The sequence below is a fragment of the Micromonospora ureilytica genome, assembly GCF_015751765.1.
In the GTDB taxonomy this organism is placed as follows: Bacteria; Actinomycetota; Actinomycetes; order Mycobacteriales; family Micromonosporaceae; genus Micromonospora; species Micromonospora ureilytica.
Genome location: NZ_JADOTX010000001.1, coordinates 1,153,821 through 1,178,598, shown reverse-complemented (window position 1 = coordinate 1,178,598; position 24,778 = coordinate 1,153,821). Strand labels below are relative to the sequence as shown.

The following is a 24,778-nucleotide window of genomic DNA, read 5'->3' as shown; positions in this document are numbered from 1 at the left end:
CGTAGCGTTCCGACGCGTCCCACCCGGACGCCGGCCCTACCCCTGTGCAGGACCGTCGCCGGCAGTGGCGACGCGCATCTCCTTGAGCACGTACGTGGCGGTCTTCTCGACGACGCGGATGCCTTCTTTCTGGCTCACGTGATGGTCGGAGAGCACGGCGATCAGCCAGTCATGACGCGCCTCGACGATCCGTCCGATGCTGTTGACCAGCCAACGGCCGTCGTCGACGTCGACGGTGTCCCAGCCGTTCTTGACGTAGATCGAACGATTGCCCGGCTCCCGTGCGGCGGTGACCCCCCATCGTTGCTCGGGGACCACCTTGTTCATGAGGCCCATGACGAACGTTCGATCCGGTGGGGTCAGTGGTCCCGTCGGCGATGTCATCGCGGTCAGCAGACGGAGCTGATCGGCAGCCGTGGTCGTGGTGAGTCCCCAGTGCTTGTTCGGCTTGGTCTCCCGCAGACCGAGTGCGCGGTTCGCGGCGGCGAGGCCACGCGAGCCCCCGATCCTCTGCCACAGGGACACCGCCGCATCATTGTCGCTGGACACGATCATGGCTTCGGCCATCCGTCGGATGTCAGAACTCAGGGCCTTGCCCGGCGGATTCTGGCGCAGCAGAAGGGCCGCGAGGATGTTGACCTTGACGATGCTGGCGGTCTCGAACCGTTTGGCCCCGACAGTCACCGCAGCCGTTCCCTGTCGATCCACTGCCGCGACCGCCAGATGGCCGCCGTACCGCTCCACGTACGCAGTGATGCGCGTTCTCGCCTGGGCGACGCGGTCGATGGCCGGCGTCGTGGGAATCGGACTGACCGGGGAAGAACTCCGCGATGGGCCGGCTCCGTCGCCGTGGCCACCGCGCGTGGCACCGAAGGCGGCCGTCGCGACGCCGGCGAGAGATACGGTGGCCGCCGAGACGACCCAGCGGCGCGACAGCTGCCGACCTTCCCGCTCAGCCAAGACGGGCCACCGCCTTCGCCGCGATCAGGTCCACCGCAGCCTGGCTGCCCGAGTCGGGCAGGCTGACAGTCGAGACCGTCTCGCCTCGTCTCAGCATCACGAAGTACGTGACGGTGTTCGGAATGTCGGCATGCTCGATGCGACCTCGGATGAGCATGCCGGCGCCGTTCAGATAATGGGGATCGACGACGTCGAACGAGACCTGCGATCCGAGGACCAGGTAGCTCGCGCACCGCAGTAGGACCCGACGGACGTCATCGACATTCCGCTCGGCCCACCCGGGTTCGTACGTCTCCACGACGTGGTGGGCCGGCGACGAGCCGTCGAACGGCCGGTAGTAGCGCTCCACGGCAGCGCGCCGATGCGACTTGGCCGGGTAGTCGCCGCTCCGATAGTTGGGACAGTTGCCCTGCTCCCACGGCCAGGCCGGCATACCGGTTCGAGCGTCGTCCTCACGCCAGTCCGAACCCAGATCGCCCGCAACCAGCAGCACGCTCGGATCGCCCCGTTCCGCGTTCGCGGTGCGTCGCTCATCGGGGCCGACGCCGGCCTCTGACCGATGACACCCCGCGGCCATCATCACCAACGCCCACAGGACAGCCGGCACGACAACGACCGCGCCTCGGCCTCTGCCGCGAACCCGGCCTCGGCACGTCTTGCTGCTCGATGCGGACACGGAAAACCTCCCCAACGCAGATATGCGCCACCGCGGGTCGCGTTCAAGGCGACGATGCGTGGTGGCACGTTCCTCGTCACCGCACTACGGGCGCGGCGATCGCCGGCCGACGGCCCGACACCGCCGAGATCCGCCGCACCCCGGCCGTGGACGGGACCGGTCAATGGCGTTCCTCGGCGAACAACTCGGAACGGGACTCGCCGAGCAACTCGCGCAGACGACTGAGGGAACGCATGCTCTGGCTCTTGACGACCGCGGTGGAGACACCCACAACCTCGGCGGTCGCCTCCACGCTCAGGTCGTCCCAGTAGCGCAGGACGATGATCGCTCTCTCCCGCAACGGCAGGGTGGCGACCGCGTCCAGCAACGTCATGCGCAGCTCGGCCGGATGTTCCTCGCCCCGATCCGGCGGCGCCGACATTGCCAACTCGCGGCTGGAGCGGCGCCGCTGCTGGTCGATCATGCAGCGCAGCAGTATCTTGCGGGCGTACGCGTGGGGGTCGTCGGCCCGGCGGACCCGCCGCCAGTTGGCGTACACCTTGGCGAGCGTCGTCTGGGTGAGGTCCTGGGCGAGATGCCAGTCGCGGCACATCAGGAACGCGGCGTCGCGCAGGCGGCCGGCGGCCGCCTGCGCGAACTCCACGAAGTCTTCGTCAGCCATTCGACCGGGTCAGCGTCGAGAACCTCTTGGCACCGTTGATGACGAACTCGGCCGGCAGTTTCGTCCCCCAGATCGGGTTGGCGGCAATCTCGATCGCCTCTTTGACGGAGAGGACGGGCAGTGCCGGCGAGGTCCCCTTGCCCTCCCAGGTCAGACAGGTGGAGATCATCAGATCGACCCTGAGGCCGCCACCGTGGTGCACGGTGACCATCTTGTTCTGGACGCAGTTGTCGGGCACTTCGGTCAGTTCCACCGTCCCCGGGGCCGGGCCGCCGCGGAGGTTGTCCTGGTAGATGACGAGCCGCAGCATCCCCGGTCCGTCGCCTCGATCCAGGTAGACCTGGACGTACGGCATGCCGGGGCCCGCCCCGCTGCTCGCCAGGCTCGCATAACCGCTGGTTCCCCCCTTGGGTAGAAGCCGGGTCAGCAGTTCCAGGGCTCCCTGCGGTGTGGTGGTCAGCAACTCACCGTCCGGCCCCGCCCCTATCCGCACGGTGTCGATCACAGTGGTCGAGGGAGTCGGCGGCACGAACCGATGGGGCGGCGCTCCTCCCTGCTCCGCGCCGGCGCCCTCCTCGAACCCGCTCGGCTCGCCACCTGGGGAGTCAGTCGGGGATGGCGTGGCGGTGTCGACCGGCCCACCCGGCACACCGACGGTCATCCCGCCGGGCTGACCGGCATCATCCGCACCGAAGCCGAGCGGCCCGGCGATCAGGCCGACCACGAGCAGCATCGCCAACGCCGATCCGCCGGCGCCGAACTGCGCCAGGCGGCGCTGGCGGCGCAATCGGCGCCCCTGCACCACCGCCTGCTGCACCAGGTCACCCAACGGCGGGGCGGGGTGTCGGGCCAGATCGTCCCTGAAACGCCCACGGACGTCGCCCATGTCCCGTACTCCCCTCGGCCGACCGCCCGCAGTGGCGATCCATCACTGACCTGACGGGTTGGCCAACCGATTTGGTTACCGCAATTCGACGCGAATTTTCAGCCACCCGTGTCGGCGGGACGCGGCCTTCCAGTACGTGTCCGGCCGCCTGCCCAGCGTCACGTTTTACCTGCCAGGAGCGTCAGCGGTGGCGGTCGCGCGGGTGCCACGGTCGGTTGAGGCACAACCCGTAGAGCGTCCTAGGAGGTTAGGTCGTCGAATGTCCCCGCCTCATCGTGCGGATGGAGGCGTTCGCTGCGGTCGGCCCGTACATGACGCCGCCCGTGGCGTTCCTCATCCGTGATCAGATTCGGGGTGCCCAGTTCTTCGTCGTCGCCCCACCGGCCCTGGTTGCTCGGCAGTTCTCGGTCGCACTCATGGTGGGGAGGAGGCCAAGGACTCAGCCTTCCAGGTAGGCGAGTACCGCCAGGATGCGGCGGTTGTCGTCCTCGGAGGGTTTGAGACCGAGCTTGGTGAAGATGCTGTTGCTGTGGTTGCTGACGGTTTTCTCGGTGACGAACATCCGGGCGGCGATCGCAGCGTTCGAGCGGCCCTCGGCCATCAGGGTGAGGACCTCATGCTCGCGTGGGCTCAGCTCCAGGAGCTTGGGGTCGGTGGAGCGGTGGGTGAGTAGCGCACTCACCACGTCGGGGTCCATAACGGTGCTGCCGGTAGCGACCTGCCGGACACTGGCGACGAACTGGTCGACGTCCGTAACCCGGTCCTTCAACAGGTAGCCCACCGCGCCCGCGCGATCTGACATCAGCTCCCTGGCGTAGATCTGCTCGACATACTGCGACAGCACCATGATGGGCAGCCCTGGAATCTGGCGGCGGGCCTCGATCGCGGAACGCAACCCCTCGTCGGTGAAGGTCGGCGGCAACCGCACGTCGACGATGGCGACGTCGGGGCGGTGCGTCGTCAGCGACCGGATCAGCGCGGGGCCGTTGTCAACGGCTTCCACTACCTCGAATGAATTGGCCCGCAGGATCCTGATCAGGCCCTCGCGGAGCAGGGCGAGGTCCTCGGCTATCACGACACGCACGGCAGCGACATCCTCACCTCGGTAGGTCCGCCCGGCGGGCTGTCAACGGTCAGCGTGCCGTCGAAGGCCGCCAGGCGACGGACGATGCCACGCAGGCCCGTGCCGGAATCGATCGACGCACCTCCACGGCCGTCGTCGGACACCAGCATCGTCAGTTCCCCGGCAGCGCCGCCCCGGTGGGGTGCGAACTCCACGGTGATCCGGATCTGCTGGGCCTGGGCGTGCTTGATGGCGTTCGACAAGGCCTCGGCGACGGCGAAGTAGGCCGCGGATTCGATCGGGGCCGGCAGCCGTCCGGGTAGGCGGGTCACCACCGTGGTCGGGATCGGATTGACCAGGGCCAAGGCCTTGAGTGCGCCGTCCAGGCCACGGTCGGCCAGTACCGGCGGATGGATGCCCCGTACCAGGTCGCGCAGCTCGGTGAGGGCGCGGGAGGTCGACTCGCGGGCCTCGGCCAGCAACTGCTGGACGGCCTGCGGATCGTTGGGCAGTAACTGTTCGGCCAAGCCCAGGCTCATACCCAGCGACACCAGCCGGGCCTGCGCGCCGTCGTGCAGGTCGCGTTCGATTCGGCGCAGTTCACCGGCCTGGGTGTCGACGGTCTCAGCTCGCGAGGTCGCCAACTGTTGGACGCGGGCCCGCAGGCGCGCCTGTTCGGTGGGGCCGAGCAGAGCGCGGATCACCCGAGCGTTGAGGTTCGCGAGGCGCACCGCAGTGACGTACCAGAGCAGAAGGAAAACCGGACCGAGCGGTACCAGCCAGAACGACTGCGCGACGCTGTGCAGCCGGAAGCCCTCCCCCATCGGAGTGCGGAACACCTGAGAAGGCGTCAGCTGATAGATGAGCGGATAGGTCAGGTATACGACTCCGAAGAGGAAGAACAGCAGCGACAGTCCGCAACTCAACCAAATGGTGATCGAGTTGACCACCAACCAGATCCAGTCCCGCCACGTCGTCGGGTCGCGCAGGATCGTCCAGAGCCGCACCGGCCACCCGGCGTCCGGCGTCGGCTGATAGGGCCGGGCAGGCACCGGTTCGCCGAGCCGGTCGGCGGCCCACTGGCGATGCAGGTCGGCAAACCAGCGCACCAGTACGGTCGCGAGTAGGGTCAGTGGGATTCCGACGCCAAGCGCGGCGATCGATATCGAGGTGATCCAGAGTGTGGCCAGCACGGCACCTAGGACCGTGCCCGGCAGCAGCACCAGCGACCAGCCCAGCAGGCTCATCCGCTGGGCCAGCGCGGAGCGCGGAATCGGACCGCTGCGAGCGACGCGACCCGGCCCGGAGCCCTCCCGCGAGGGCGAGGAGCCGCCGGACAGGGCGGCTCCGCTGTCATCGGTCATCTCACTCCATCATTGCGCATCGTGCCGAGCGCCGGGCTGGTGATTCATGTTGGCCGGTGATCCGCATTTCCCCACGGTCGGTGTCCCCCCACGTCGCGTGGGATCCAGCGACCATGGTGTCCGTCCGTGGTCCACGGAGGCTCGCATCGATCCGCAGACTGGTTGACCGAGCACGCCGGGGCAGCGCCGGTCAACCAGGCTCGCCGGTCCTGTCAGCCGTCGGCCCGATGGCCTCTACTTGACGGTGGCGGTCATCTGTTCGATTTCCTTGAGCACCAGGGCGGGCTTGTCCTGGGGAACGTCGTGCGAGCTTCCCTCGGCGATGACGAGTGTGCGGTCGGGCCCCGCCTTGGTGAACGCCGCTGCCGCGTCGCGCCAGGCCTGAGCGTCCTGCGGAGACCCATCGAAGGGCGTCTTGTCCGACACGATATAGATGACGCGAACGCCGTCGGGCCAGGAGACCTTGTGGTACGCCTCGTGCGTGGGACCGAAGTTGTCGGCCGTGGCGATGAGCTGGCGGTTCGCCTTCGTCGACGGCGCCTTCTTGAGCTCTTCGATCTGCGGCGCGGTTAGCGCGACGAGGCGTTGGGTCTGGGTGTCGGTGAAGAATTGCGGCACGTTGGCATCGATGAGCACCGCCCCGGAGACAACGCCGGGGTTCGCGAGGACGAAGTAGTGGGCCACCTCTCCTGCCTGCGAGTGGCCCGCGAGGACCACGTTCTTCGTGACGCCGAGTTCACGCAGACCGGCCTGCAGGTCGGAGGCGGCGGCCTTGGGGTCCCATGGGCCCTTCACCTCCTCGCTGGCGCCCAGACCGGCCCGGTCGTACGTGATGATCTGCGATCCGGTGGCCTGCGACAGCTGCGGCACCAGGGCATCCCAGTACGAGGAGTCCTCGCCACCGCCGGCGTCCAGCACGATGGTGGGAGAACTTCCGGGCGTGACGTGGAAGGCAAGCTGATGCCCGTTGTTGGCGATCATATGCAGGCCCGCTGCGGGGGCCGCACTTGCCGGGCCGGCCGCGCTTGTCGAGGTCGAGGGAAGCGCGGCTACCGAACTGGCCGCAGGCGCGGCCTTCGGCGCCGCCGAGTCATCACACCCGGCGACTGCCGCTATCACGGCGACGGGAAGGACAAGGGCCAGGGCGGCCCGATGGAACCGGGAGATCTTCTGCGTGGTCATGGAAATGAGCTTCCACGGTTTCTGGATCTTGCTCGATCCTGCTACCTCCCCAGTCGGGTTGGGAGTTACCCCTACCCTAGTACGGCCGCCGCCGTTTGAGATGTTGCTGGTGGGGCCGGGTGGACGAGGTGCGGCCACCGCGTGATCGTCTAGCCGTTGTGGACAAAGCTGCCCGACTGGCGGCGGTGTCACCGAACGCGACCCGGTTGTTGCCGAGCAGTGCCGGGGATCGACACACGCCGTTCCAGATCCTGGCGCAGGCCGTTCATCACTGGGAGAGCCCGTTCGGCCAGCCAGAGTTCAAGGTGGTGCTGCTGTGCGACCGCGACGACGAGGCGGCACTGTAGCGGTCCGCCTCAGCGCGGCGGGTCCGTTGATGTCCTCGGTGCGCTTCCCGCTGATCGGCAGCCGTAGGAAACGGTCGTCCCAACCAGCAACACCGCTCCGGCGAAGAAGTAGGTGTTGATTCCGATGCCGGCCCAGAACTCGCCCGTGGAGATGTCCGCTGCTCCCACGAAGCCGCCGCGACGGACACCTGTGACCATCAGGAGGTTCTCCACCATTCCTGGAACACCCCGGACGACGAGCAGCATGCTGCCAGACAACAGTGGCGTCAGGAGTAACCACCGGGGAAGGTGTCGAGCCCGCGGGCGGACTGTGGCGAGAACGACGGCTGCTCCGATGGCCGACATCGAGATGAGCACAACGTTGAAGATGACGTAGGCCCTCATGTCCCAGGGTCCATCACCGGTCGGATCGTCTCCGGGAAAGAACACCAGGATCACGTGGGACACCACAAAGAAGATCAACCAAGCGAAGGCGCCGTACGCCCAGCGACGACCTGTGCAAGCTGGCATACCAGCATCCTCGCCACGCCAGCACCATGACGCCTCCCTCCCTGGGTGCCCTCCACTCCCCCAGGAGAGCGAGGCGCGGCAGCCTCAACGCCCCGATCCCTGGCGCCGACCCTGACTCGAGCCCTACCGCCCTTGATCCGTAACAAGCCCGAAACTACCGGTTGAAAACTCTGGAATCTTCTGCCAGCCTGAGAGCCATCGATCGCTGTGAACGTTAACAAGATCCTTCAAGACCGGAGGCGCCTCACGCGACCGTCAGGCCCACCCACCCACCAGGTGATCACGTCCACCACCTAGCGAGACCAGCGCCCGCAGCGGCTTCACGGCGGGCGGCCGGCCCCACTCATCGCAACCCTCCACCCGCTGGTCAAACAGCCCAAGGATTCGCTCCCGGACGGACGCCTGACCTGAGTTCCGGCCCGCTCTCGGACGGACTCAGCATCGTGGCCGCCGCCACCCGAGCGGGGCCGCCCCACCGAACAGCGACAGGAATTTCCTACCCCACCACTGGAGGATCAGCATGGTCTCCCGGACCCGTCCCATCGGGCGCACCCGACTGCGAGCGCTCACATTTTCCGGAACAGCCGCGATAATTCTGGCCTTGGCCGTGTCGTTGCTGCCCAACCTCGCCCAGGCCGCCGAGACGACCCTCGGCGCCGCCGCGGCCCAGTCCGGCCGGTACTTCGGTGCCGCCGTCGCCGCCAACAAGCTCAACGACAGCGCCTACACGACGATCCTGAACCGCGAGTTCAACAGCATCACTCCCGAGAACGAAATGAAGATCGACGCGACCGAGCCGCAGCAGAACAACTTCACCTTCAGCAACGCGGACCGGATCGTGAACCACGCCATCTCCCGGGGTTGGAAGGTCCGGGGCCACACCCTGGCGTGGTACTCGCAGCAGCCGGGCTGGATGCAGAGCATGGAGGGCACCGCGCTGCGCAACGCGATGCTGAACCACGTCACCCGAGTGGCCACCTACTACCGGGGCAAAATCTACTCGTGGGACGTGGTGAACGAGGCGTTCGACGACGGCAACAGCGGCGCCCGTCGCAACTCGAACCTGCAGCGCACCGGCAACGACTGGATCGAGGCGGCGTTCCGCGCCGCCGACGCGGCGGACCCGAACGCGAAGCTCTGCTACAACGACTACAACACCGACAACTGGACCTGGGCCAAGACCCAGGCCGTGTACAACATGGTGCGCGACTTCAAGTCCCGTGGGGTACCGATCGACTGCGTCGGGTTCCAGTCGCACTTCAACGCCAACTCGCCGTACAACAGCAACTACCGCACCACGCTGTCCAGCTTCGCCGCCCTCGGGGTGGACGTGCAGATCACCGAGTTGGACATCGAGGGCTCCGGAACGACGCAGGCAAACACCTACCGCAGTGTGGTCAACGACTGCCTGGCCGTGGCTCGCTGCAACGGCCTCACCGTGTGGGGGGTGCGCGACTGCGACTCGTGGCGCTCCAGCGGCACTCCGCTGCTCTTCGACTGCAACGGCACCAAGAAGGCCGCCTACACCTCCACCCTGGAGGCGCTGAACAGCGCGGGCCCCACCAACCCGCCCACCGACCCACCCACCGACCCGCCCACCACCCCGCCCACCGACCCGCCCGGCTCCGCCGGTGAGATCGTCGGCACGCAGTCCGGCCGGTGCGTCGACGTACCCAACGCCTCGACCAGCAACGGCACGCGGGTGCAGCTCTACGACTGCAACAAGCAGACCAACCAGGCGTGGACCTACACCTCGAACAAACAGCTACAGGTGTACGGGAACATGTGCCTCGACGCCGCCGGGACCGGCAACGGTGCGGCGGTGCAGATCTACAGCTGCCACAGCCAGACCAACCAACAATGGAACGTCAACTCCAGCGGCACCATCAGCAACGTCCAGTCTGGACGATGCCTGGACGCCTGGAGCACCGCCAACGGAGCCCAGGTCCAGCTCTACGACTGCCACGGACAAACCAACCAGCAGTTCCGAATCGCCTCCGTCGGCGGCCCCACCCAGACCCCGACACCGACGCCGACGACGCCGCCGCCGACCGGCGGCACGTGTGATCTTCCCTCGTCGTACCGCTGGTCGTCGACGGGCGCGCTGGCGCAGCCGAGGTCCGGGTGGGTGTCGCTGAAGGACTTCACCGTCGCGCCGTACAACGGCCAGCAGTTGGTCTACGCCACCACCCACGACACGGGCACCACGTGGGGCTCGATGAACTTCGGCCTCTTCAGCAACTACTCGCAGATGGGCTCGGCCAGCCAGAACGCGATGAACAACGCGACAGTCGCACCGTCGCTGTTCTACTTCGCGCCGCGCAACATCTGGGTGCTGGCCTACCAGTGGGGCGGCACGGCCTTCTCGTACCGGACCTCCAGTGACCCGACCAACCCGAACGGGTGGTCGTCGGCGCAGACGCTGTTCACCGGAAGCATCTCCAACTCCAGCACCGGCCCGATCGACCAGGCACTCATCGGTGACGACCAGAACATGTACCTGTTCTTCGCCGGCGACAACGGCAGGATCTACCGGGCCAGCATGCCCATCGGGAACTTCCCGGGCAGCTTCGGGTCGAACTACACGACGATCATGACCGACTCGACGAACAACCTATTCGAGGCCGTTCAGGTCTACAAGCTCCAGGGTCTGAACAAGTACCTCATGATCGTCGAGGCGATCGGCTCGCAGGGACGCTACTTCCGCTCGTTCACGGCCACCAGCCTGGGTGGTACGTGGACTCCGCAAGCGACGTCCGAGAGCAACCCCTTCGCCGGCAAGGCCAACAGTGGTGTCACCTGGACCAACGACATCAGCCACGGCGAGCTGCTGCGCAGCAATGCCGATCAGACCATGACCGTTGACGCCTGCAACCTGCAACTGCTCTACCAGGGGCGCTCCCCCAGCTCCGGCGGCGACTACGGCCTGCTGCCGTACCGGCCGGGTCTGCTGACCCTGCAACGCTGACGACCGGACATCGCCGGGGCGGGCAGGCTCGGCACGACACCGAGCCCGCCCGCCCCGCACCCACCCACCACCAGGAGGTACCACCAGTGCGAGGACACGGATACCACCCCCCGCCCTCGGGGAACACCCAGGCTGACCGGGTGTCCCCCCGCTTTCGGGGACGGCTGTTCAAGCTCGCCGCGGCCGGGATCGCCGCCGCAGTCGGGTTGTTGACCATCACCGTGGCGACCGGTTCGGCGTCGGCCGCCGACAACCCGTACCAGCGCGGCCCGGACCCCACCCGGACCAGCGTCACCGCCGTGAACGGGCCCTTCGCCAACACGTCGGTAAGCGTCCCGACCGGGTACGGCTTCAACGGCGGCAGGATCTACTACCCGACCGACACCAGCCAGGGCACCTTCGGGGCCATCGCGATCTCGCCGGGCTACACCGCGTTGTTCTCCGCCGAGCTGGCCTGGATGGGACCGTGGCTGGCCTCCCACGGCTTCGTCGTGATCGGTATCGAGACCAACAGCCGCAACGACTTCGACACGGCCCGAGGCACCCAGTTGCTCGCCGCACTGGACTACCTCACACAGCAGAGCCCGGTTCGCGACCGGGTCGACCCCAACCGGTTGGCGGTCGCCGGTCACTCCATGGGCGGCGGTGGCGCGCTGAGCGCAGCCACCCGGCGCTCGTCGTTGAAGGCTGTGGTCGGCATCGCGCCGTACTCGCCGTCGTCGAACCTGGCCAATGACCGGGTGCCCACCATGATCTTCGCCGGACAGGCGGACACGGTGGTCACCCCGTCCTACGCCACCGGCCTCTACAACAGCCTCCCGACCACGACGGAGAGCGTCTACCTGGAGGTCGCCGGCGCGGATCATGGCTTCATGGTCGGACGGTCGAACCCGGTGATGGTCCGGACCATGCTGCCGTTCGTCAAGATGTTCATCGACAACGACGCCCGGTACAGCCAGTTCCTCTGCCCGCTGCTGGACTCCAGTGGCGTCGTCACCTACCGCAGCACCTGCCCGTTGCTGCCCTCGACCCCGACCGACCCGCCGACCCCCACCGACCCGCCGACCCCCACCGATCCGCCGACCGTCCCGCCCGGCTCCGCCAGCGAGATCGTCGGCACCCAGTCGAGCCGGTGCGTCGACGTACCCAACGCCTCACGTAACAACGGCACCCGGGTACAGCTCTACGGCTGCAACAAACAAACGAACCAGGCATGGACCTACACCTCGAACAAACAACTACAGGTGTACGACACCATGTGCCTCGACGCAGCAGGCACCGCCAACGGCGCCGCAGTACAGATCTACACCTGCCACACCCAAACCAACCAACAATGGAACGTCAACGCCAACGGCACCATCAGCAACGTCCAGTCCGGACGATGCCTGGACGCCTGGAGCACCGCCAACGGAGCCCAGATCCAGCTCTACGACTGCCACGGACAAACCAACCAGCAATTCCGGCTCGCCGCCCTCGCACGATAACCACGACCGACACCCACTCAAAACCTGTTCGAAGGTGTGCAGATCCACCACCCGCAGGGCCAGACCCACCACACTTGAACAGGCCAGACTGCAAACGGGGCGGGCTCGGCACCACGCCGAGCCCGCCAGCATCACCTATTGATTCATCTCCTCCAACGCCGCAGCACGGTGGGGGTTGCCGCAATCGGCCCAGAGGTCGCCAAGCTGGTCGACGCGGTGTGCCCGGATGTCGGGTTGCGGCCCGGTGGCGTACCGGTGAGCGACAGCACGCACGTGCTCCTCCGCGGGTTCGGCGAGCCCGTCGTACACCGCGACGAACACCGCTCGCGCGTCCCTCCTGGGCCATCCCGCAGGCATCAGCTCGATCGGCAGCAGCGGATCCACAATGGGGAAGCGCCGGTAGGCATCCATCACCTCGGTACGCGCCCGTACCGCCGCCACCGCCGTGACGTCTCCCGACTGAACACCCGGCAACAGGGCATCCCAGCGTCGGATGAAGGAGTCGTACTGGCGAACGACCGCGGCGGTGTCCCAGGCGTCGATCGGTACCCGATTGGTGACCGCCTCGATCTCCACGTGCCGTGCGCGGAACACCGTCGTGGCGCCGAGCGCGATCGCGGAGAGCTTAGCTCTGGGCGTGCGGCCGAGATTGTGCGGTGATAGCCACAGTCCGTCGTACAGGGGCGCGTACCCGAGCCATCGAAGCTGTCCGCGGAGGGCGCGTCGCTCGGCGCTTGCCTCCTGCGGTAGGGAGAAGGCGACCAGTGTCCACCAGCCGTCCCACGACTCGGCCTGCCCGACGAAGGCTGCGATCCGACGTGCACCCCGTGCGAGGTTGTCGGCGGCGGGCTGGGTCAAGCGGTAGAAGCTGTGCCGTCCCTGCCGGCTGATCTCAAGCACTCCGCGGCGAGCCAGGCGGCTGATGGCGGTCCGCGCCCCGGCCGTGTTGACGCCCGATTCGGCGAGCAGCGCCACGAGAGCGGCGGAGGGTAGCCAGGTGCGGCCTTGAATTGTGTAGTCGGCCAGCAGCGTCACGGCCAAGCCTTGGGGCGAGCTGCCTGACTGTCTACGGGGCAGTTGGGTGGAGCCGTCTGCGCTGTCCGGGAAGATCTCGTCGATGTTGAACGGGCTGACCACACGACGCTCCGGCGCAGATCGGGGAAGACCGCTTAGTAGATCCGATTGTGGCAGGTGCCCGGCCAGGTTCGTCCGCACCCCGTCATCCGGAGCTGATTTCCGCCCACCCCGCCGCGTCCATGTCGATACGTCGATTGACAGTTTTGCCGACCAGGGAGACAATTTTTGTAATGCGTCTGGCGTTGCGGGAGCTAGCAAAGCCAGCGGGCAGCTGATCGACCTCCCCGGGCGGAGGTCACCTGGCGAGCCGACCGGCATGAACCTGCCTCGGCCGACTTCACCAAGGACAGGTTGACGGTGAGGCCGGTCCGGCGCGTCGCGTCCAACCACGGTGATGTGCCGCCTCCCCTGACCCGGCTGGCGCGACTCACCGTGTCCAATCAAGCGTCAAGGGAGTGAAGCGCGTGAAACCTCATCGACGGCTGCTGGTCGGCTTCGCCGTGTTCCTCGCGGCGGCTGGCCTGGCACTGGTGATACCCGGTCTGACGAGACCGGCCTCTGCGGCCTCGTTGACCGAGGTGACCAACTTCGGCAGCAACCCGGGCGGGATGCGGATGCACATCTATGTGCCCGACGTCCGTCCGGCCAACCCGGCCATCGTGGTCGCCATGCACGGCTGCGGCGGCTCCGGCCCGGGCTTCTACTCGGGCAGCGAGTTCGCCTCGCTGGCGAACCAGTACGGCTTCATCGTCATCTACCCGAGCGCCATGCAGGAGGCTGGCTTCGGCAAGTGCTTCGACACCTGGTCGGACGCGTCCAAGCGCCGTGGTGGTGGCAGCGACCCGGTCTCCATCGAATCGATGGTGAACTACGCCCGGCAGCAGCACGCCGGTGACATCAACCGGGTCTACGCCACCGGCAGTTCCTCTGGCGGAATGATGACCCAGCACATGCTCGCGGTCTACCCCGACCTGTTCAAAGCGGGCGCGTCGTTCATGGGCGTGCCCTTCAACTGCTTCGCGAACGCGGCCGCCTACCCACCCGGCGGATCGTGCACCAACGGCAGCATGAACCGGACCCCACAGCAATGGGGCGACATGGTCCGAGCGGCGTACCCCGGCTACACCGGCCCGCGCCCGCCGATCCAGCTCTGGCACGGCACCAACGACACCCTCGTGCCCTACTCGCTACTGCAGGAGTCGGTCGAGCAGTGGACCAACGTGCACGGGCTGAGCCAGACTCCGACGTCCACCGACACCCCGCAGCCCAACTGGAACCGCCGCCGCTTCGGCACCCAGGTCGAGGCGTACGCCATCCAGGGCGCAGGGCACAGCCTGCCGTCCAGCGGCATGGCGCGCGTCGCCATCCAGTTCTTCGGCCTGGACCGCACGACGCCGCCCACCTCGACGCCACCCCCCACCGATCCGCCGACCCCCACCCCAACGCCGACCGTCCCGCCCGGCTCCGCCAGCGAGATCGTCGGCACCCAGTCGAGCCGGTGCGTCGACGTACCCAACGCCTCACGTAACAACGGCACCCGGGTACAGCTCTACGGCTGCAACAAACAAACGAACCAGGCATGGACCTACACCTCGAACAAACAACTACAGGTGTACGGCACCATGTGCCTCGACGCAGCAGGCACCGCCAACGGCGCCGCAGTACAGATCTACACCTGCCACACCCAAACCAACCAACAATGGAACGTCAACGCCAACGGCACCATCAGCAACGTCCAGTCCGGACGATGCCTGGACGCCTGGAGCACCGCCAACGGAGCCCAGATCCAGCTCTACGACTGCCACGGACAAACCAACCAGCAATTCCGGCTCGCCGCCCTCGCACAATGATCACCGCCGGCTCCGTGCCCAACCTGTTCGAGGACGTGCAGGTCTACCGGCTGCGGAGCGAGATCCGAAACATCTGAGACGGGCGGGCTCGGCGTCACGCCGGGTCCGCTCGCCTACTTGGCGAGTTGGGCTTCCCCATTACCAAAGGACCAGTTCTCCGCGCCGGTCTCGACCACTGAGATCAGCACGTCCTCGGGACGCACACCCGGTTCGCGGCCGAGTCGCTCGACGATCGCCCGATACATCGCCAGCTTGGCCTCGGCGGACTTGCCCGATGTCCAGAAGACCTGGATCTGCACCAGGTCGTCCGACCGCTGGATACCGAGGAAGTCGCCGTGGGCGAAAGCGCTCTCGTCGTGCTCCGTGATGGTCATGAAACGGTCGCCGTCCTTGATCTGGACGGTTTCCCGCATGGCCTCGTAGATCTGGTCGAGGAGCGCCTTCTTGTATGTCTCGGGCTTACCCGCGCGGATCGCGATACGCGTGATTGGCATTGCTCTCCCTCTCTGGTGTACGACCTGAGCTGAGGTACGTTCATGGCTCAGGCCGGCCGCGGGTGGTTCCGTCGGCGGCCTCCCCCGGGATGAAGTGCCCGACCGGGACCGGCTCGCCGCGTACGTCGTCGGCCCACAACCGCCAGATCGCGAGCCGGTCGACGTAGAGCTTCGCGACCTGGGGCGCGTCGGCTCCAGATTAGCCAGGGCAGGTCGGGATTTTCGGGTAACCGCACGTTCCCGGCGTGCTGTCTGCGGCGTGCCGGCGTCTAGGCTTCCTGCGTGGCCGATTCCGAGGTGGTGACGAACGAGGAGCGGCTGCGTCGCATCGGGGCGATCACCGATGCCGCCCTGTCGGGGCTGAACGTCGCCGAGTTGCTCGACGAGCTACTGGAACGGGTCCGGGACCTGCTCAAGGTCGATACCGCCACCATCCTGCTGCTGGACGAACACACCGGCGAGCTCGTCGCGACCGCGGCCAAGGGCCTGGAGGAGGAGGTACGCCGCGGTTTCCGCATCCGGATCGGTCGCGGGTTCGCCGGGCGGGTGGCGGCGACACGCGCGCCGGTCACGATCCACAACGTCACGCCCGACGACGTCGTCAATCCCGTCCTGATCGCCACGGGTATACGTGCCCTGTTGGGCGTGCCCATGCTCGCCAACGGCAACCTCGTCGGCGTACTACACGTCGGCTCCCTGGCCCTGCGGCGGTTCGGTCCCGACGACGTGCAGCTGCTGCAGCTCGTCGCCGATCGTGCCAGCCTCGCAGGCCAGGCCCGAGCGCAGGTCCTCGACCGCCAGGCAGCGCTGGCCCTGCAACACAGCCTGCTACCGGGCCGGCTACCCGACATCCCCGGCCTTGACCTGGCCGCCCGGTACATACCCGGCCACGACCTGGGCATCGGCGGCGACTGGTACGACGTGTTCACGTTGCCGTCGGGCTGGCTCGGCGCCGTCATCGGCGACGTCTCCGGCCACGGGCTGCCGTCCGCCGTCGTCATGGGACGCATCCGCAGCGCGCTACGCGCCTACGCCCTCGATTCCGACGATCCCGCCCAGGCGCTGACCTCCCTCGACCGCAAGATCCACCACTTCGAAGCGGGCACCCTCACCACCGCCGTCTACGCCCTCATCGCACCTGACCGCACGACTGTGTACCTTTCCTCCGCCGGCCATCTGCCACCGCTGCTGGCTGTCCCCGGCCATCCCACCCAGCTGGTCAACCTGACGGTGGACCGGCCACTCGGTGTGGGCCGACCATTGGCCACTCGCCGCACCACCGTCCTGGACCTACCGCCGGGTGCGGCGCTCGTCTTCTACACCGACGGGCTTGTCGAACGCCGCAGCGAACTGATCGACACCGGGATCGAACGCCTCGCCAACGCCGTGCGGTCCGGGCCAGCCGAGGCGTTGTGTGACCACATCATGGCCACCACCGCGGAGCAGCACCCCAACGACGACATCGCCCTGTTGGTCATCCGCCGTCGACCAGCATCGGAATAGGCCGCTCCAAGCGGTAGCGCCGCGGTCGGCCGCCAGACGGAGCCCGAGCCGTCGCCGCCAACTGTCAGGAGGCGGTCGGCTCCCAGAGCAGGATCTGGCGGTGGTGTCTGAAGCCGTTGCGTAGATAGAAGTCGACCGCGCGGCGGCCGGAGTGGACGGTCACGTGCAGCAGCCCCCGCACGCGGGCCTCGGCCAGGATCGCGGCCATCAGCGCACCGCCGATACCGCGGTTGCGGTACTCCTCTCGGACCTTGACCGACTGGATGTCGCCGTACCACCGGTCCAGCGACTCGCTACTGGGCACTCGTTGCGCGACGTGGAGCCAGGCCGCGCCGACCACGTGCCCGTCCACCTCCGCGACGAACGGCAGGTGCGTCTCCGCGTGGGCGGCCACCCAGTCGGCGTACGCGCTGAGCTTGTGCCCGTCAACGCCGCGTAGCTCCGCGAGCGTCGCCACGTCTGCCTCACCGGCCCTCCGCACGATCACCCGGCGGAGTCTAGGCGAGCCCCGCGACCGCCGAACGGCCCGGATCGGCCGCACGCAGCCCGCGCGAGGGTGCCTCGTGGTCGCGGCGGTGGTCTGGCTGGCCACCACGACTGCACGGCTCTGCTGCCCGCCGGTCATCCGTTGGCGGCGCCGCCCTGGCGGCGGCGTCTGGAGTCTCGGATGAGCGTCAGCGCGATGACGAGGAGGCCGAGCAGTGCGACGACGGCATTGGCGGTCGTGAGGAACACCGCCTCGCCAGGGGTGGCGTGGTGGAGGTGGGTCAGGTGGAAGAAGAAGTGCGGTATGGCGAAGGTGGAGAATCCCGCCGCCGCGGGGATGACGAATACGGCTCGGGGGGCGACGAGCGCTATGCCGAGGACGACGGCCAGGCCGAGGGTAGCTCCGCCGAAGTCTCGCGCGTAGTGCTCGCTGAGCGGCGGGGTCAGGGTGACTGTCGGAAAGTTGTTGTAGAAGCTCACGGGGAAGACCTGGTTCCAGAACCCGACAACGAGTTCGTCGAGGAAGAGGACGGCCAGGGCGATCCGGATCAGCGCGGTCAGTGCGGTGCCCCGTCCGTCCGTCGAGGCCGCCTGCGGTGTGGCGGGGATGTGTGATGTCACTGTCGGTTCTACCTCTCCGAGACTTCTCAATAGGGCGCTAACTGCTCATATTGCCCTGCGAGACAGCCGAACCTGCCGGCGCTGCTCGCACGGATGGGATCGTTGCCGAGTGACGAAGTCGCTCGACCTGCATCTGGAGCTCGACCGGAGTGCGGGTTTCCCGGGTCGCTCGCTGGAGAGCGCGTTACGGGAGAGCATTCGGACCGGCCGGCTGCGGGCCGGGTCTCGCCTACCTGGCAGCCGGAGCCTGGCCGCCGACCTGGGCCTGGCCCGGGGCACGGTGGTGCAGGCGTACGCGCAGCTGGTGGCCGAAGGGTGGCTGGTGGCGGCACCCGGCTCGGGCACCCGGGTCGCGGACGTGCTCCACGATCCGCCCGGCTCGCGCGGGCAACCGCGGCCGTCGCTCCCGGCCGGGCCGGTGATCGAGTTGCGGCCGGGGATTCCCGATCTCGGTTCGTTCCCTCGAACCGCGTGGGCCGACAGTGTCCGTCGGGCGCTGGCAACGGCTTCGCGTGGCACGTTGGATTACCCCGAGCCGACAGGGCTGCCCGGGTTGCGGACGGCGGTGGCCGGTTATCTCGCGCGCACTCGTGGAGTGCGCTGCGACCCGAACGCGGTGGTGATCACGGCGGGCTTCACCCAGGGGCTCTCCCTGCTGGCGCGGACGCTGCACCGGCGCGGCGTACGTGCCATCGCCACCGAGAACCCCGGCTTGGCCCAGCACCGCGTGGTGCTGCGTGCCGCGGGCCTGGCGGTCACCCCGCTCAGGGTCGGCGCGGGCGGGGCCAACCCGGACGACGCGGCGGGTCAGGCCGCGCTGCTCACCCCGGCGCACCAGCATCCGAGCGGAGTGGTTCTCGCCCCGGGCCACCGCTACCGGTTCATCGCCTGGGCGCGGGAGCAGGACGCGTTCCTGATCGAGGACGACTACGACGGCGAGTTCCGCTACGACCAGCGGCCGGTGGGCGCGATGCAGGCGCTGGCGCCAGAGCGGATCGTGTACGCCGGCAGCACGAGCAAGTCGCTGGCGCCGGGCGTACGCCTGGGGTGGTTCGTCGTACCCGAGGCACTGCGTCGTGACCTGACCACGACGATCATGGAGGCCGGCGCGGCAGTCTCCGCGATCGACCAGCTCGCCATGGCCGACCTGCTCACGCACGGCGACTACGACAGGCACATCCGCCGCATGCGCCTGACCTACCGGCGTCGGCGGACCGAGCTGGCCGACCGCCTGGCCGAGGTGACGGCGACCCCACTGGAGGGCATCGCGGCCGGCATGCACGCGCTGCTGCCGTTGGCGTCCGTGGCGGAGGAGCGCCGGCTGATCCAGGCCGGACGCCGCCAGGGGCTTCGGCTGATCGGCCTGCACGGTAACGGCTACTGGCACGATCCGGTCGACGAGCGGCAGGCGGCGGCCCTGGTCCTCGGGTACGCGGCGCCACCGGCTCATGCCTGGACGGAGGCACTGTCCGGGCTCTGCCAACTGGTCCATCAGGCCGGACGCTAACTGGTCCATCCCGTTGGTCCGGTCGGGGATACGTTCGATTCATGCAGACCATGAAGATCGGAAACAACGAGATCGTGCTGCTGGGCACGGCCACGCCGCCGGAACTGCCGGAGGGCTCGCACGTGATGACAGCGACGATCGAACTACCCCCGGGCGATCCGGGCACGCCACCGCACCGGCACTCCGGCCCGGTCTTCGGCTACCTCCTCGAGGGCGAGATGATCTTCGAGCTGGAGGGCGAGCCCGAACGGGTGATCAAGGCCGGTGAGGCGTTCTGGGAGCCCGGCGGCGACGTCATCCACTACCAGGCCGCCAACAACCTGCCCGATCGGGTGACCACATTCCTGGTCGTCATGGTGTGTGCACCCGACCGGGAAATGCTGGTGCTGGTGAGCCCCGAGGAACTCGAACAGCGTAGGGACCGCCGCTCACCCCGGCCGAACTGACGGAGAAGCACAGTCATGCGTATCGTTCTCGCCGGTTCGACAGGCGTCATTGGCCGCCGGCTCGAGCCACTCCTGACCGCCCAGGGGCATGAGGTCATCGGGTTGGCCCGCAACGGCCCGGTCGCCGTCGACGTGCTCGACCGCGACGCCGTGGCGGCCGCCGTGCGCGACGCCCGGCCCGACGTGGTGATGCACCAGCTCACCAACCTGAGCACCGGCGACTTCGCCGCCAATTCGCGGCTGCGTCGGACCGGGACCCGCAACCTGGTCGACGCGGCGCTCGCCGCCGGGGTACGCCGGATCGTGGCACAGAGCATCGCCTGGGCGTACGAGCCGGGCGACGAACCCGCCACCGAACAGACCCCGCTCGACCTCGGCGCCGCAGAGCCGCGCCAGACGAGCGTGGGTGGTGCCGCCGCGCTCGAATCCGCCGTCCAGGAGGCGCCCGAGTGGGTCGTGCTGAGGTACGGCACCCTCTACGGCCCGGACACCTGGTACGCCCGCGACGGCATGATGGCCCAGTTCGCCGCCGCCGGCAAAGTCCCCGCCGACGCGGACGTGAGTAGCCTGCTGCACATCGACGACGCCGTCGCCGCCGCGCTCGCCGCTCTGGAGTGGCCTGCCGGCGTCGTCAACGTCTGCGACGACGAGCCCGCCGCCGCGTCGCAGTGGGTGCCCGCGTTCTGCGCGGCGGCCGGTGTGCCGGCGCCAGCGGTGACCGGGGGCGAGCGGCATGGCTGGGCGCGGGGAGCGAGCAACCACCACGCCCGCACACAGCTCGGCTGGATCCCGACCTATCCCTCCTGGCGGAAGGGATTCACTACCCTGTGAACCGTGTCATCGCCCGGTCGACGGGTCGCCCGGAGGCGGTCCCGAGTCCATCGGCTGGCGAAGGCGCTCGATCAACTCGCGGGCCGTTTCGGCGTACCGCCGGTCCGATCCGCAGGGCCGGTGTCCCTGGATCGGTGGCGGCACGCTGTCGCCAGGTGGCGCCACCACATCGGCGGGATCTCGTAGCCGGCGGTCCACAGTTGCCGCCGGCCGGCCGACGGTGACCGGCCCGCCGGTGCGGTGGGCGGAGAATATCCAGCCGCCCATCGAATCGGTGTCGCGCCACAGGTTCACCCACCGCCACCCGACTCTCGCGCCGATCTCGTGCAGCACCTCGTCGTCGACGAAGGCGGGGAACAGTCGCGCGTAGAGTCGACGAAGTGGTGACCCATGGGTCAGGAGAGCGACTCGGCTGCTGACCTGGGGCGGCAACTGGAGCATTGTCGCGGCGGCCAGGACCGAACCGTGGCTGTGGGCGGTGAGCAGCACGGGGTTGCCGCGTCCGACCAGGTACGTGATTCGTCGGGTCAGCTCCGGCACGGCTCGTTCGGCGTAGCAGGGTGGCGCGAACGGGTGGGCGGCCCGGGGCCAGAACGTCCCCAGGTCCCACAGCACACCAACGTGGCGCCTGAATTCGACTGTCCGGTAGGCGAAGATTCCGCCGACGGCCAGGCCGAGGATGATCGCGGCGATCCCCCAGCTCCCGAACGCGATGGAGAAGGTGATCAGGTCACCGGGCAGCCGTGCGTACCGCTGCACGGATTCGCTCGGGAGCAGATCCAGCAGACCGACGGTGGTGGTGGCCGTGCCGATCCCGGCCAGGCAGGCGTAAACCACGGCCAATGGGATGAGTCTTTCCGTGAAGCGAGCCCTGGCTATCGCATTGCGCACCTGCCGCAGTCGGGTCGCTGCTCCGGGCGGGCGATCCGGGTAGTCGCAGGCGACAATCGCCGCCGCAGCACGGCGACGGCGGCGTCGGGAGATCAGGATGACCGGAACCGCCACCACAAGCGTGAACAGCACTGCCCGGAAGAAGCCGAAGATCGCCCAGGTCAGCGCCGGCGGCAGACCGGAGGCCAGGCCCTCTCCGGTCGGTGCGTCGCGGTCCAAAAGATCCGCCACCCGGTAGACCAACTCGGCGGACACCGCCACCGCCAGACTGACCGCGCTGGCCGCGATCACCAACGCGCCCAGCCCGAGCAGTGGGACGGCACCCCGCCGCCGGTCCCGGGCCCGGAGCAGCACAGCTCCGAGGGCGATCAGCAGGGTCGTCTGGGCGACGAACAGCGAGGTGAGGATTGCGCCATAACCGGGTAGGCCGCTCCCCTCGTGCCACGGCGCTGGGCTGGCCAGGACGTGGGCCGTCACCACGATGGTCAGGACGACGGCGACCGTCCGCACCGTGCGGGTGATTCGGTCCAGTCGCTGATCCAGGGCGGCCCGGTCGATCACCGGGGGCAGGCAGAGCAGGATCACGCAGGTGGCCAGCACCGTCCCGGTGATCACGGCCAGCGCGATCGTGCTGGCCGAGGCGCCGGTCGCGGCTCGGGCGGCGAGCAGAACGACGTCCAGTGTCGCGAACGCCGCCGCGACGTGAATGGAGCGCAGCCGACCCACAAGTGGCCCAGCGTCCCACTGACCAATCTCGCTGAGTCGATGCCCGGAGACCTCGTCCGCCGGAGCGCGGAACGCGTCGAACACCTTCCCTGGTCGCGCACTGGCCCGCCAGAGCAGGCCGATGGCGGCGGCCGGAACCACAGCGAGCACCGCCAGGCGCAGGCCCACCGGTTGCCCACCCAACCAGGACAACCAGATGCGCCCGGCCAGGCAGTGTGACGAACCCATGCACTTCCACGCGACCAGGTCCAGCGTGACGCCGGCGAAGGCCAGCACGTACAGCGCGGTGAGAGTGAGCGCCAGCAGCCGGCACAGGGATCTGACTGTGGCATCGGAGCCACGGTTCGCCGGTCGCATCCAGATCGCCAGGTTGGCCAGCATGAACGGCAGCAGGAACACCAGCGACAGTGTGCGGACCACGGTTCCGGAGGGCAGGTCACCCCAGCGGTACGCCTCCAGCGTCACCCGTTCGCCGCTGCCGCACGGACATTGGCGGCGGGGTCGGTAGAATCCCCCGCTGCGGTCGCCGGCTACCTGCTCGACCTCTGCCACGTCCAGGACCTGAGCGGCGCTTGCACTGGCGGCCCCGTGCACCCGCAGCTCCACCACGTCATCGGACATCGGCGGCCCGCTCGACCGCGCTGACGCACCCGACATCGGCCCCTCCGAAGCACCTTCGGTGGCCAAACCGGGTGAGCCCAGCCCCCGCGCCACTCGCGGCGGTGTACCCCGCCCGGCCGGGACAAACCGTTGACCCTTCGCGTTGACCGGCTTGGCACCGACCCAGGCCTCAGCCCCGATAAGCCTCGAGCAGTCGCAGCCACACCTCGCTGATCGTCGGGAACGAGGGAACCGCGTGCCACAGCCGTTCGATCGGGACCCGGGCGGCGACCGCCACCGTGGCCGAGTGCAACAGTTCGGCGATACCGGGGCCGACGAACGTCACGCCGAGCAGGTATTCGCCGTCCAGATCGACGACCATACGGGCCTGGCCCTCGTACCCGTCGGCCCAGAGCAGGGCCCCTGGCACCCGAGCCATGTCGACGTCCACCACACGGATGCGGCGGCCGGAGCGTTCGGCCTGCTCCGCCGTCAATCCCACCGATCCCACCTCCGGCCCGGTGAAAATGACCTGGGGTACGGCATACCTGTCGGCGGTGGCCTGATGCGGCCCCCACGCGTTGGTGTCCAACGGGCGCTCCGCGGCCCGGGCGGAGATCACGTTGCCGACGACGCGGGCCTGGTACTTGCCCTCATGGGTGAGCAGCGCGCGGCGGTTGACATCGCCGATCGCGTACAGCCAGTCGCCGTCGATCTCGCGGACCGTGCACGAGTCGTCCACGTCCAACCACGAGCCAGGAAGCAGACCGACAGTCTCCAGTCCGATGTCGTCGGTGAGCGGCTGCCGACCGATTGCGACCAGAACCTCGTCGGCGGTGACCGTCGAGCCGTCGTCCATGCGTACGGTCACCGGGTCGTCGTCGTCCGGTCGACGCATCTCGCTCACCGACACCCCGTTACGAACATCGATTCCGGCGTCCTTGAGCCCTTTTTCGACCATCGGGCCGACGAATGGCTCCATCATCGGCAGCAGCGACGGGGTTCGGCTGATCAACGTGACGTCGGCGCCCAGGCTTCTCCAGGCGGTGGCCATCTCCACGCCGACCGCTCCGCCGCCGACCACGGCCAGGCGACGCGGCACCGTGTGGCTGTCGGTGGCCGACCGGTTGGTCCAGGGCCGAGCCTCGGCGATACCGGGAATGTCCGGCAGCAACGCTCGGCTGCCGGTGCAGAGGACGACCGCCTGCCGGGCGTCCAGCACCACGATCTGGTTGTCAGGTGTCTCCACCGCGACCCGGCGGGGCCCTTCCAGCCGCCCGTGACCGCGAATGAGGTCGGCGCCGATGCCGGCGACCCACGCTGCCTGGGTGCTGTCGTTCCAGTCGGTCGTGTAGTGGTCGCGTCGACCGAAGACGCCGGCTGGATCCAACTGCCCGGTCACCGCCTGCCGGGCGCCGTCCACCCGCTGGGCATCACCGAGAGCGGCTACCGGCCGAAGCATCGCCTTGCTCGGTATGCACGCCCAGTAGGAGCATTCACCGCCCACCAGTTCCCGCTCCACCAACGCGACCGTGAGGCCTGCGGCTCGGCTCCGGTCGGCCACTGTCTGACCGACCGGGCCCGCGCCCAGAACCACCACGTCATACTCATTCTGGTCCGCCATCGCCCCTGACCTCCTCGGACT

22 protein-coding genes are annotated in these 24,778 nt (G+C 68.3%); 8 read left to right on the top strand and 14 right to left on the bottom strand.

Features of this window, described 5'->3' with window-relative positions; genetic code table 11:
• Positions 1–36: 36 nt before the first annotated feature.
• From IW248_RS05060 to IW248_RS05030, 7 genes are all read right to left on the bottom strand, one after another.
• Positions 37–960 carry a serine hydrolase gene (locus tag IW248_RS05060; protein ID WP_196925881.1) on the bottom strand — a complete coding sequence of 308 codons (924 nt, stop codon included), beginning with the start codon at positions 958–960 and terminating at the stop codon, positions 37–39.
• Positions 953–1,567, bottom strand: a complete 615-nt coding sequence (locus IW248_RS05055; protein WP_196925880.1) for a hypothetical protein — start codon at positions 1,565–1,567, stop codon at positions 953–955. The genes IW248_RS05060 and IW248_RS05055 overlap by 8 nt, the downstream gene beginning before the upstream one ends.
• A gap of 229 nt (positions 1,568–1,796) precedes the next feature.
• Positions 1,797–2,297: a SigE family RNA polymerase sigma factor gene (locus IW248_RS05050; protein WP_124821001.1), complete on the bottom strand. Its 501-nt coding sequence runs from the start codon at positions 2,295–2,297 to the stop codon at positions 1,797–1,799.
• Positions 2,290–3,183: a hypothetical protein gene (locus tag IW248_RS05045; RefSeq protein ID WP_196925879.1), complete on the bottom strand. Its 894-nt coding sequence runs from the start codon at positions 3,181–3,183 to the stop codon at positions 2,290–2,292. Before IW248_RS05045 ends, IW248_RS05050 begins: the two co-directional genes overlap by 8 nt.
• A gap of 439 nt (positions 3,184–3,622) precedes the next feature.
• Positions 3,623–4,267 (bottom strand): LuxR C-terminal-related transcriptional regulator, encoded by a 645-nt coding sequence (locus IW248_RS05040; protein ID WP_196925878.1) that lies wholly within the window; start codon positions 4,265–4,267, stop codon positions 3,623–3,625.
• Positions 4,255–5,493 carry a sensor histidine kinase gene (locus IW248_RS05035; protein WP_196925877.1) on the bottom strand — a complete coding sequence of 413 codons (1,239 nt, stop codon included), beginning with the start codon at positions 5,491–5,493 and terminating at the stop codon, positions 4,255–4,257. Before IW248_RS05035 ends, IW248_RS05040 begins: the two co-directional genes overlap by 13 nt.
• Before the next feature lie 351 nt (positions 5,494–5,844).
• Complete coding sequence (locus tag IW248_RS05030; protein ID WP_196925876.1) at positions 5,845–6,792, bottom strand: alpha/beta fold hydrolase; 948 nt, start codon at positions 6,790–6,792, stop codon at positions 5,845–5,847.
• A gap of 119 nt (positions 6,793–6,911) precedes the next feature.
• Here IW248_RS05030 and IW248_RS05025 point away from each other — a divergent pair, with 119 nt between their 5' ends.
• Complete coding sequence (locus tag IW248_RS05025; protein WP_196925875.1) at positions 6,912–7,139, top strand: hypothetical protein; 228 nt, start codon at positions 6,912–6,914, stop codon at positions 7,137–7,139.
• A gap of 9 nt (positions 7,140–7,148) precedes the next feature.
• On the opposite strand, the gene IW248_RS05020 is transcribed toward IW248_RS05025, so the two are convergent.
• The gene (locus tag IW248_RS05020) at positions 7,149–7,577 is read right to left on the bottom strand and encodes a hypothetical protein (protein ID WP_196925874.1); all 429 of its coding nucleotides are present in this window, start codon (positions 7,575–7,577) and stop codon (positions 7,149–7,151) included.
• Between the two features lie 592 nt (positions 7,578–8,169).
• Here IW248_RS05020 and IW248_RS05015 point away from each other — a divergent pair.
• Complete coding sequence (locus IW248_RS05015; RefSeq protein ID WP_196925873.1) at positions 8,170–10,617, top strand: non-reducing end alpha-L-arabinofuranosidase family hydrolase; 2,448 nt, start codon at positions 8,170–8,172, stop codon at positions 10,615–10,617.
• Between the two features lie 140 nt (positions 10,618–10,757).
• A complete protein-coding gene (locus tag IW248_RS05010; protein ID WP_196925872.1) occupies positions 10,758–12,101 on the top strand; it encodes a poly(ethylene terephthalate) hydrolase family protein in 1,344 nt (447 codons plus the stop codon).
• A 135-nt stretch (positions 12,102–12,236) separates the two neighbouring features.
• Here IW248_RS05010 and IW248_RS05005 read toward each other — a convergent pair whose 3' ends face one another.
• Entirely contained in the window at positions 12,237–13,238 is a 1,002-nt protein-coding gene (locus tag IW248_RS05005) for a PaaX family transcriptional regulator (RefSeq protein ID WP_196925871.1), read from the bottom strand.
• Positions 13,239–13,642: 404 nt separating this feature from the next.
• Between IW248_RS05005 and IW248_RS05000 the strand changes: the two genes are divergently transcribed.
• Positions 13,643–15,028, top strand: coding sequence for an extracellular catalytic domain type 1 short-chain-length polyhydroxyalkanoate depolymerase (locus IW248_RS05000; protein WP_307787745.1), 1,386 nt, complete (start codon positions 13,643–13,645; stop codon positions 15,026–15,028).
• A 113-nt stretch (positions 15,029–15,141) separates the two neighbouring features.
• Here the strand turns inward: IW248_RS05000 and IW248_RS04995 are convergent, their stop codons facing one another.
• A complete protein-coding gene (locus tag IW248_RS04995) occupies positions 15,142–15,522 on the bottom strand; it encodes a tautomerase family protein (protein ID WP_196925870.1) in 381 nt (126 codons plus the stop codon).
• Positions 15,523–15,804: 282 nt separating this feature from the next.
• Here IW248_RS04995 and IW248_RS04990 point away from each other — a divergent pair, with 282 nt between their 5' ends.
• On the top strand, positions 15,805–17,025 hold the full coding sequence (locus IW248_RS04990) for a PP2C family protein-serine/threonine phosphatase (RefSeq protein ID WP_196925869.1): 1,221 nt from the start codon (positions 15,805–15,807) through the stop codon (positions 17,023–17,025).
• Positions 17,026–17,089: 64 nt separating this feature from the next.
• Here the strand turns inward: IW248_RS04990 and IW248_RS04985 are convergent, their stop codons facing one another.
• Positions 17,090–17,512 (bottom strand): GNAT family N-acetyltransferase, encoded by a 423-nt coding sequence (locus tag IW248_RS04985; protein ID WP_307787744.1) that lies wholly within the window; start codon positions 17,510–17,512, stop codon positions 17,090–17,092.
• Positions 17,513–17,646: 134 nt separating this feature from the next.
• Positions 17,647–18,132 (bottom strand): hypothetical protein, encoded by a 486-nt coding sequence (locus tag IW248_RS04980; protein WP_196925867.1) that lies wholly within the window; start codon positions 18,130–18,132, stop codon positions 17,647–17,649.
• A gap of 109 nt (positions 18,133–18,241) precedes the next feature.
• On the opposite strand from IW248_RS04980, the gene pdxR reads away from it, so the two are divergent.
• Genes pdxR through IW248_RS04965 form a run of 3 tightly spaced genes read left to right on the top strand, consistent with a single transcriptional unit; the run spans position 18,242 to position 20,916 of the window.
• Positions 18,242–19,639, top strand: a complete 1,398-nt coding sequence (pdxR, locus tag IW248_RS04975) for a MocR-like pyridoxine biosynthesis transcription factor PdxR (protein ID WP_196925866.1) — start codon at positions 18,242–18,244, stop codon at positions 19,637–19,639.
• A gap of 41 nt (positions 19,640–19,680) precedes the next feature.
• On the top strand, positions 19,681–20,085 hold the full coding sequence (locus IW248_RS04970; protein ID WP_196925865.1) for a cupin domain-containing protein: 405 nt from the start codon (positions 19,681–19,683) through the stop codon (positions 20,083–20,085).
• A gap of 15 nt (positions 20,086–20,100) precedes the next feature.
• Positions 20,101–20,916 carry an NAD-dependent epimerase/dehydratase family protein gene (locus IW248_RS04965; RefSeq protein WP_196925864.1) on the top strand — a complete coding sequence of 272 codons (816 nt, stop codon included), beginning with the start codon at positions 20,101–20,103 and terminating at the stop codon, positions 20,914–20,916.
• A gap of 6 nt (positions 20,917–20,922) precedes the next feature.
• Here the strand turns inward: IW248_RS04965 and IW248_RS04960 are convergent, their stop codons facing one another.
• Both IW248_RS04960 and IW248_RS04955 read right to left on the bottom strand, forming a co-directional pair.
• Entirely contained in the window at positions 20,923–23,154 is a 2,232-nt protein-coding gene (locus tag IW248_RS04960) for a hypothetical protein (protein WP_196925863.1), read from the bottom strand.
• Positions 23,155–23,323: 169 nt separating this feature from the next.
• On the bottom strand, positions 23,324–24,757 hold the full coding sequence (locus IW248_RS04955) for a dihydrolipoyl dehydrogenase family protein (RefSeq protein WP_196925862.1): 1,434 nt from the start codon (positions 24,755–24,757) through the stop codon (positions 23,324–23,326).
• Between the last annotated feature and the right edge of the window lie 21 nt (positions 24,758–24,778).

Coding starts and splice junctions, on each gene's coding strand:
- IW248_RS05050 (WP_124821001.1), bottom strand. CDS start 2,297: ATGGCTGACGAAGACTTCGTGGAGTTCGCGCAGGCGGCCGCCGGCCGC.
- IW248_RS05045 (WP_196925879.1), bottom strand. CDS start 3,183: ATGGGCGACGTCCGTGGGCGTTTCAGGGACGATCTGGCCCGACACCCC.
- IW248_RS05035 (WP_196925877.1), bottom strand. CDS start 5,493: ATGAGCCTGCTGGGCTGGTCGCTGGTGCTGCTGCCGGGCACGGTCCTA.
- IW248_RS05030 (WP_196925876.1), bottom strand. CDS start 6,792: ATGACCACGCAGAAGATCTCCCGGTTCCATCGGGCCGCCCTGGCCCTT.
- IW248_RS05015 (WP_196925873.1), top strand. CDS start 8,170: ATGGTCTCCCGGACCCGTCCCATCGGGCGCACCCGACTGCGAGCGCTC.
- IW248_RS04995 (WP_196925870.1), bottom strand. CDS start 15,522: ATGCCAATCACGCGTATCGCGATCCGCGCGGGTAAGCCCGAGACATAC.
- IW248_RS04970 (WP_196925865.1), top strand. CDS start 19,681: ATGCAGACCATGAAGATCGGAAACAACGAGATCGTGCTGCTGGGCACG.
- IW248_RS04965 (WP_196925864.1), top strand. CDS start 20,101: ATGCGTATCGTTCTCGCCGGTTCGACAGGCGTCATTGGCCGCCGGCTC.
- IW248_RS04960 (WP_196925863.1), bottom strand. CDS start 23,154: ATGTCCGATGACGTGGTGGAGCTGCGGGTGCACGGGGCCGCCAGTGCA.
- IW248_RS04955 (WP_196925862.1), bottom strand. CDS start 24,757: ATGGCGGACCAGAATGAGTATGACGTGGTGGTTCTGGGCGCGGGCCCG.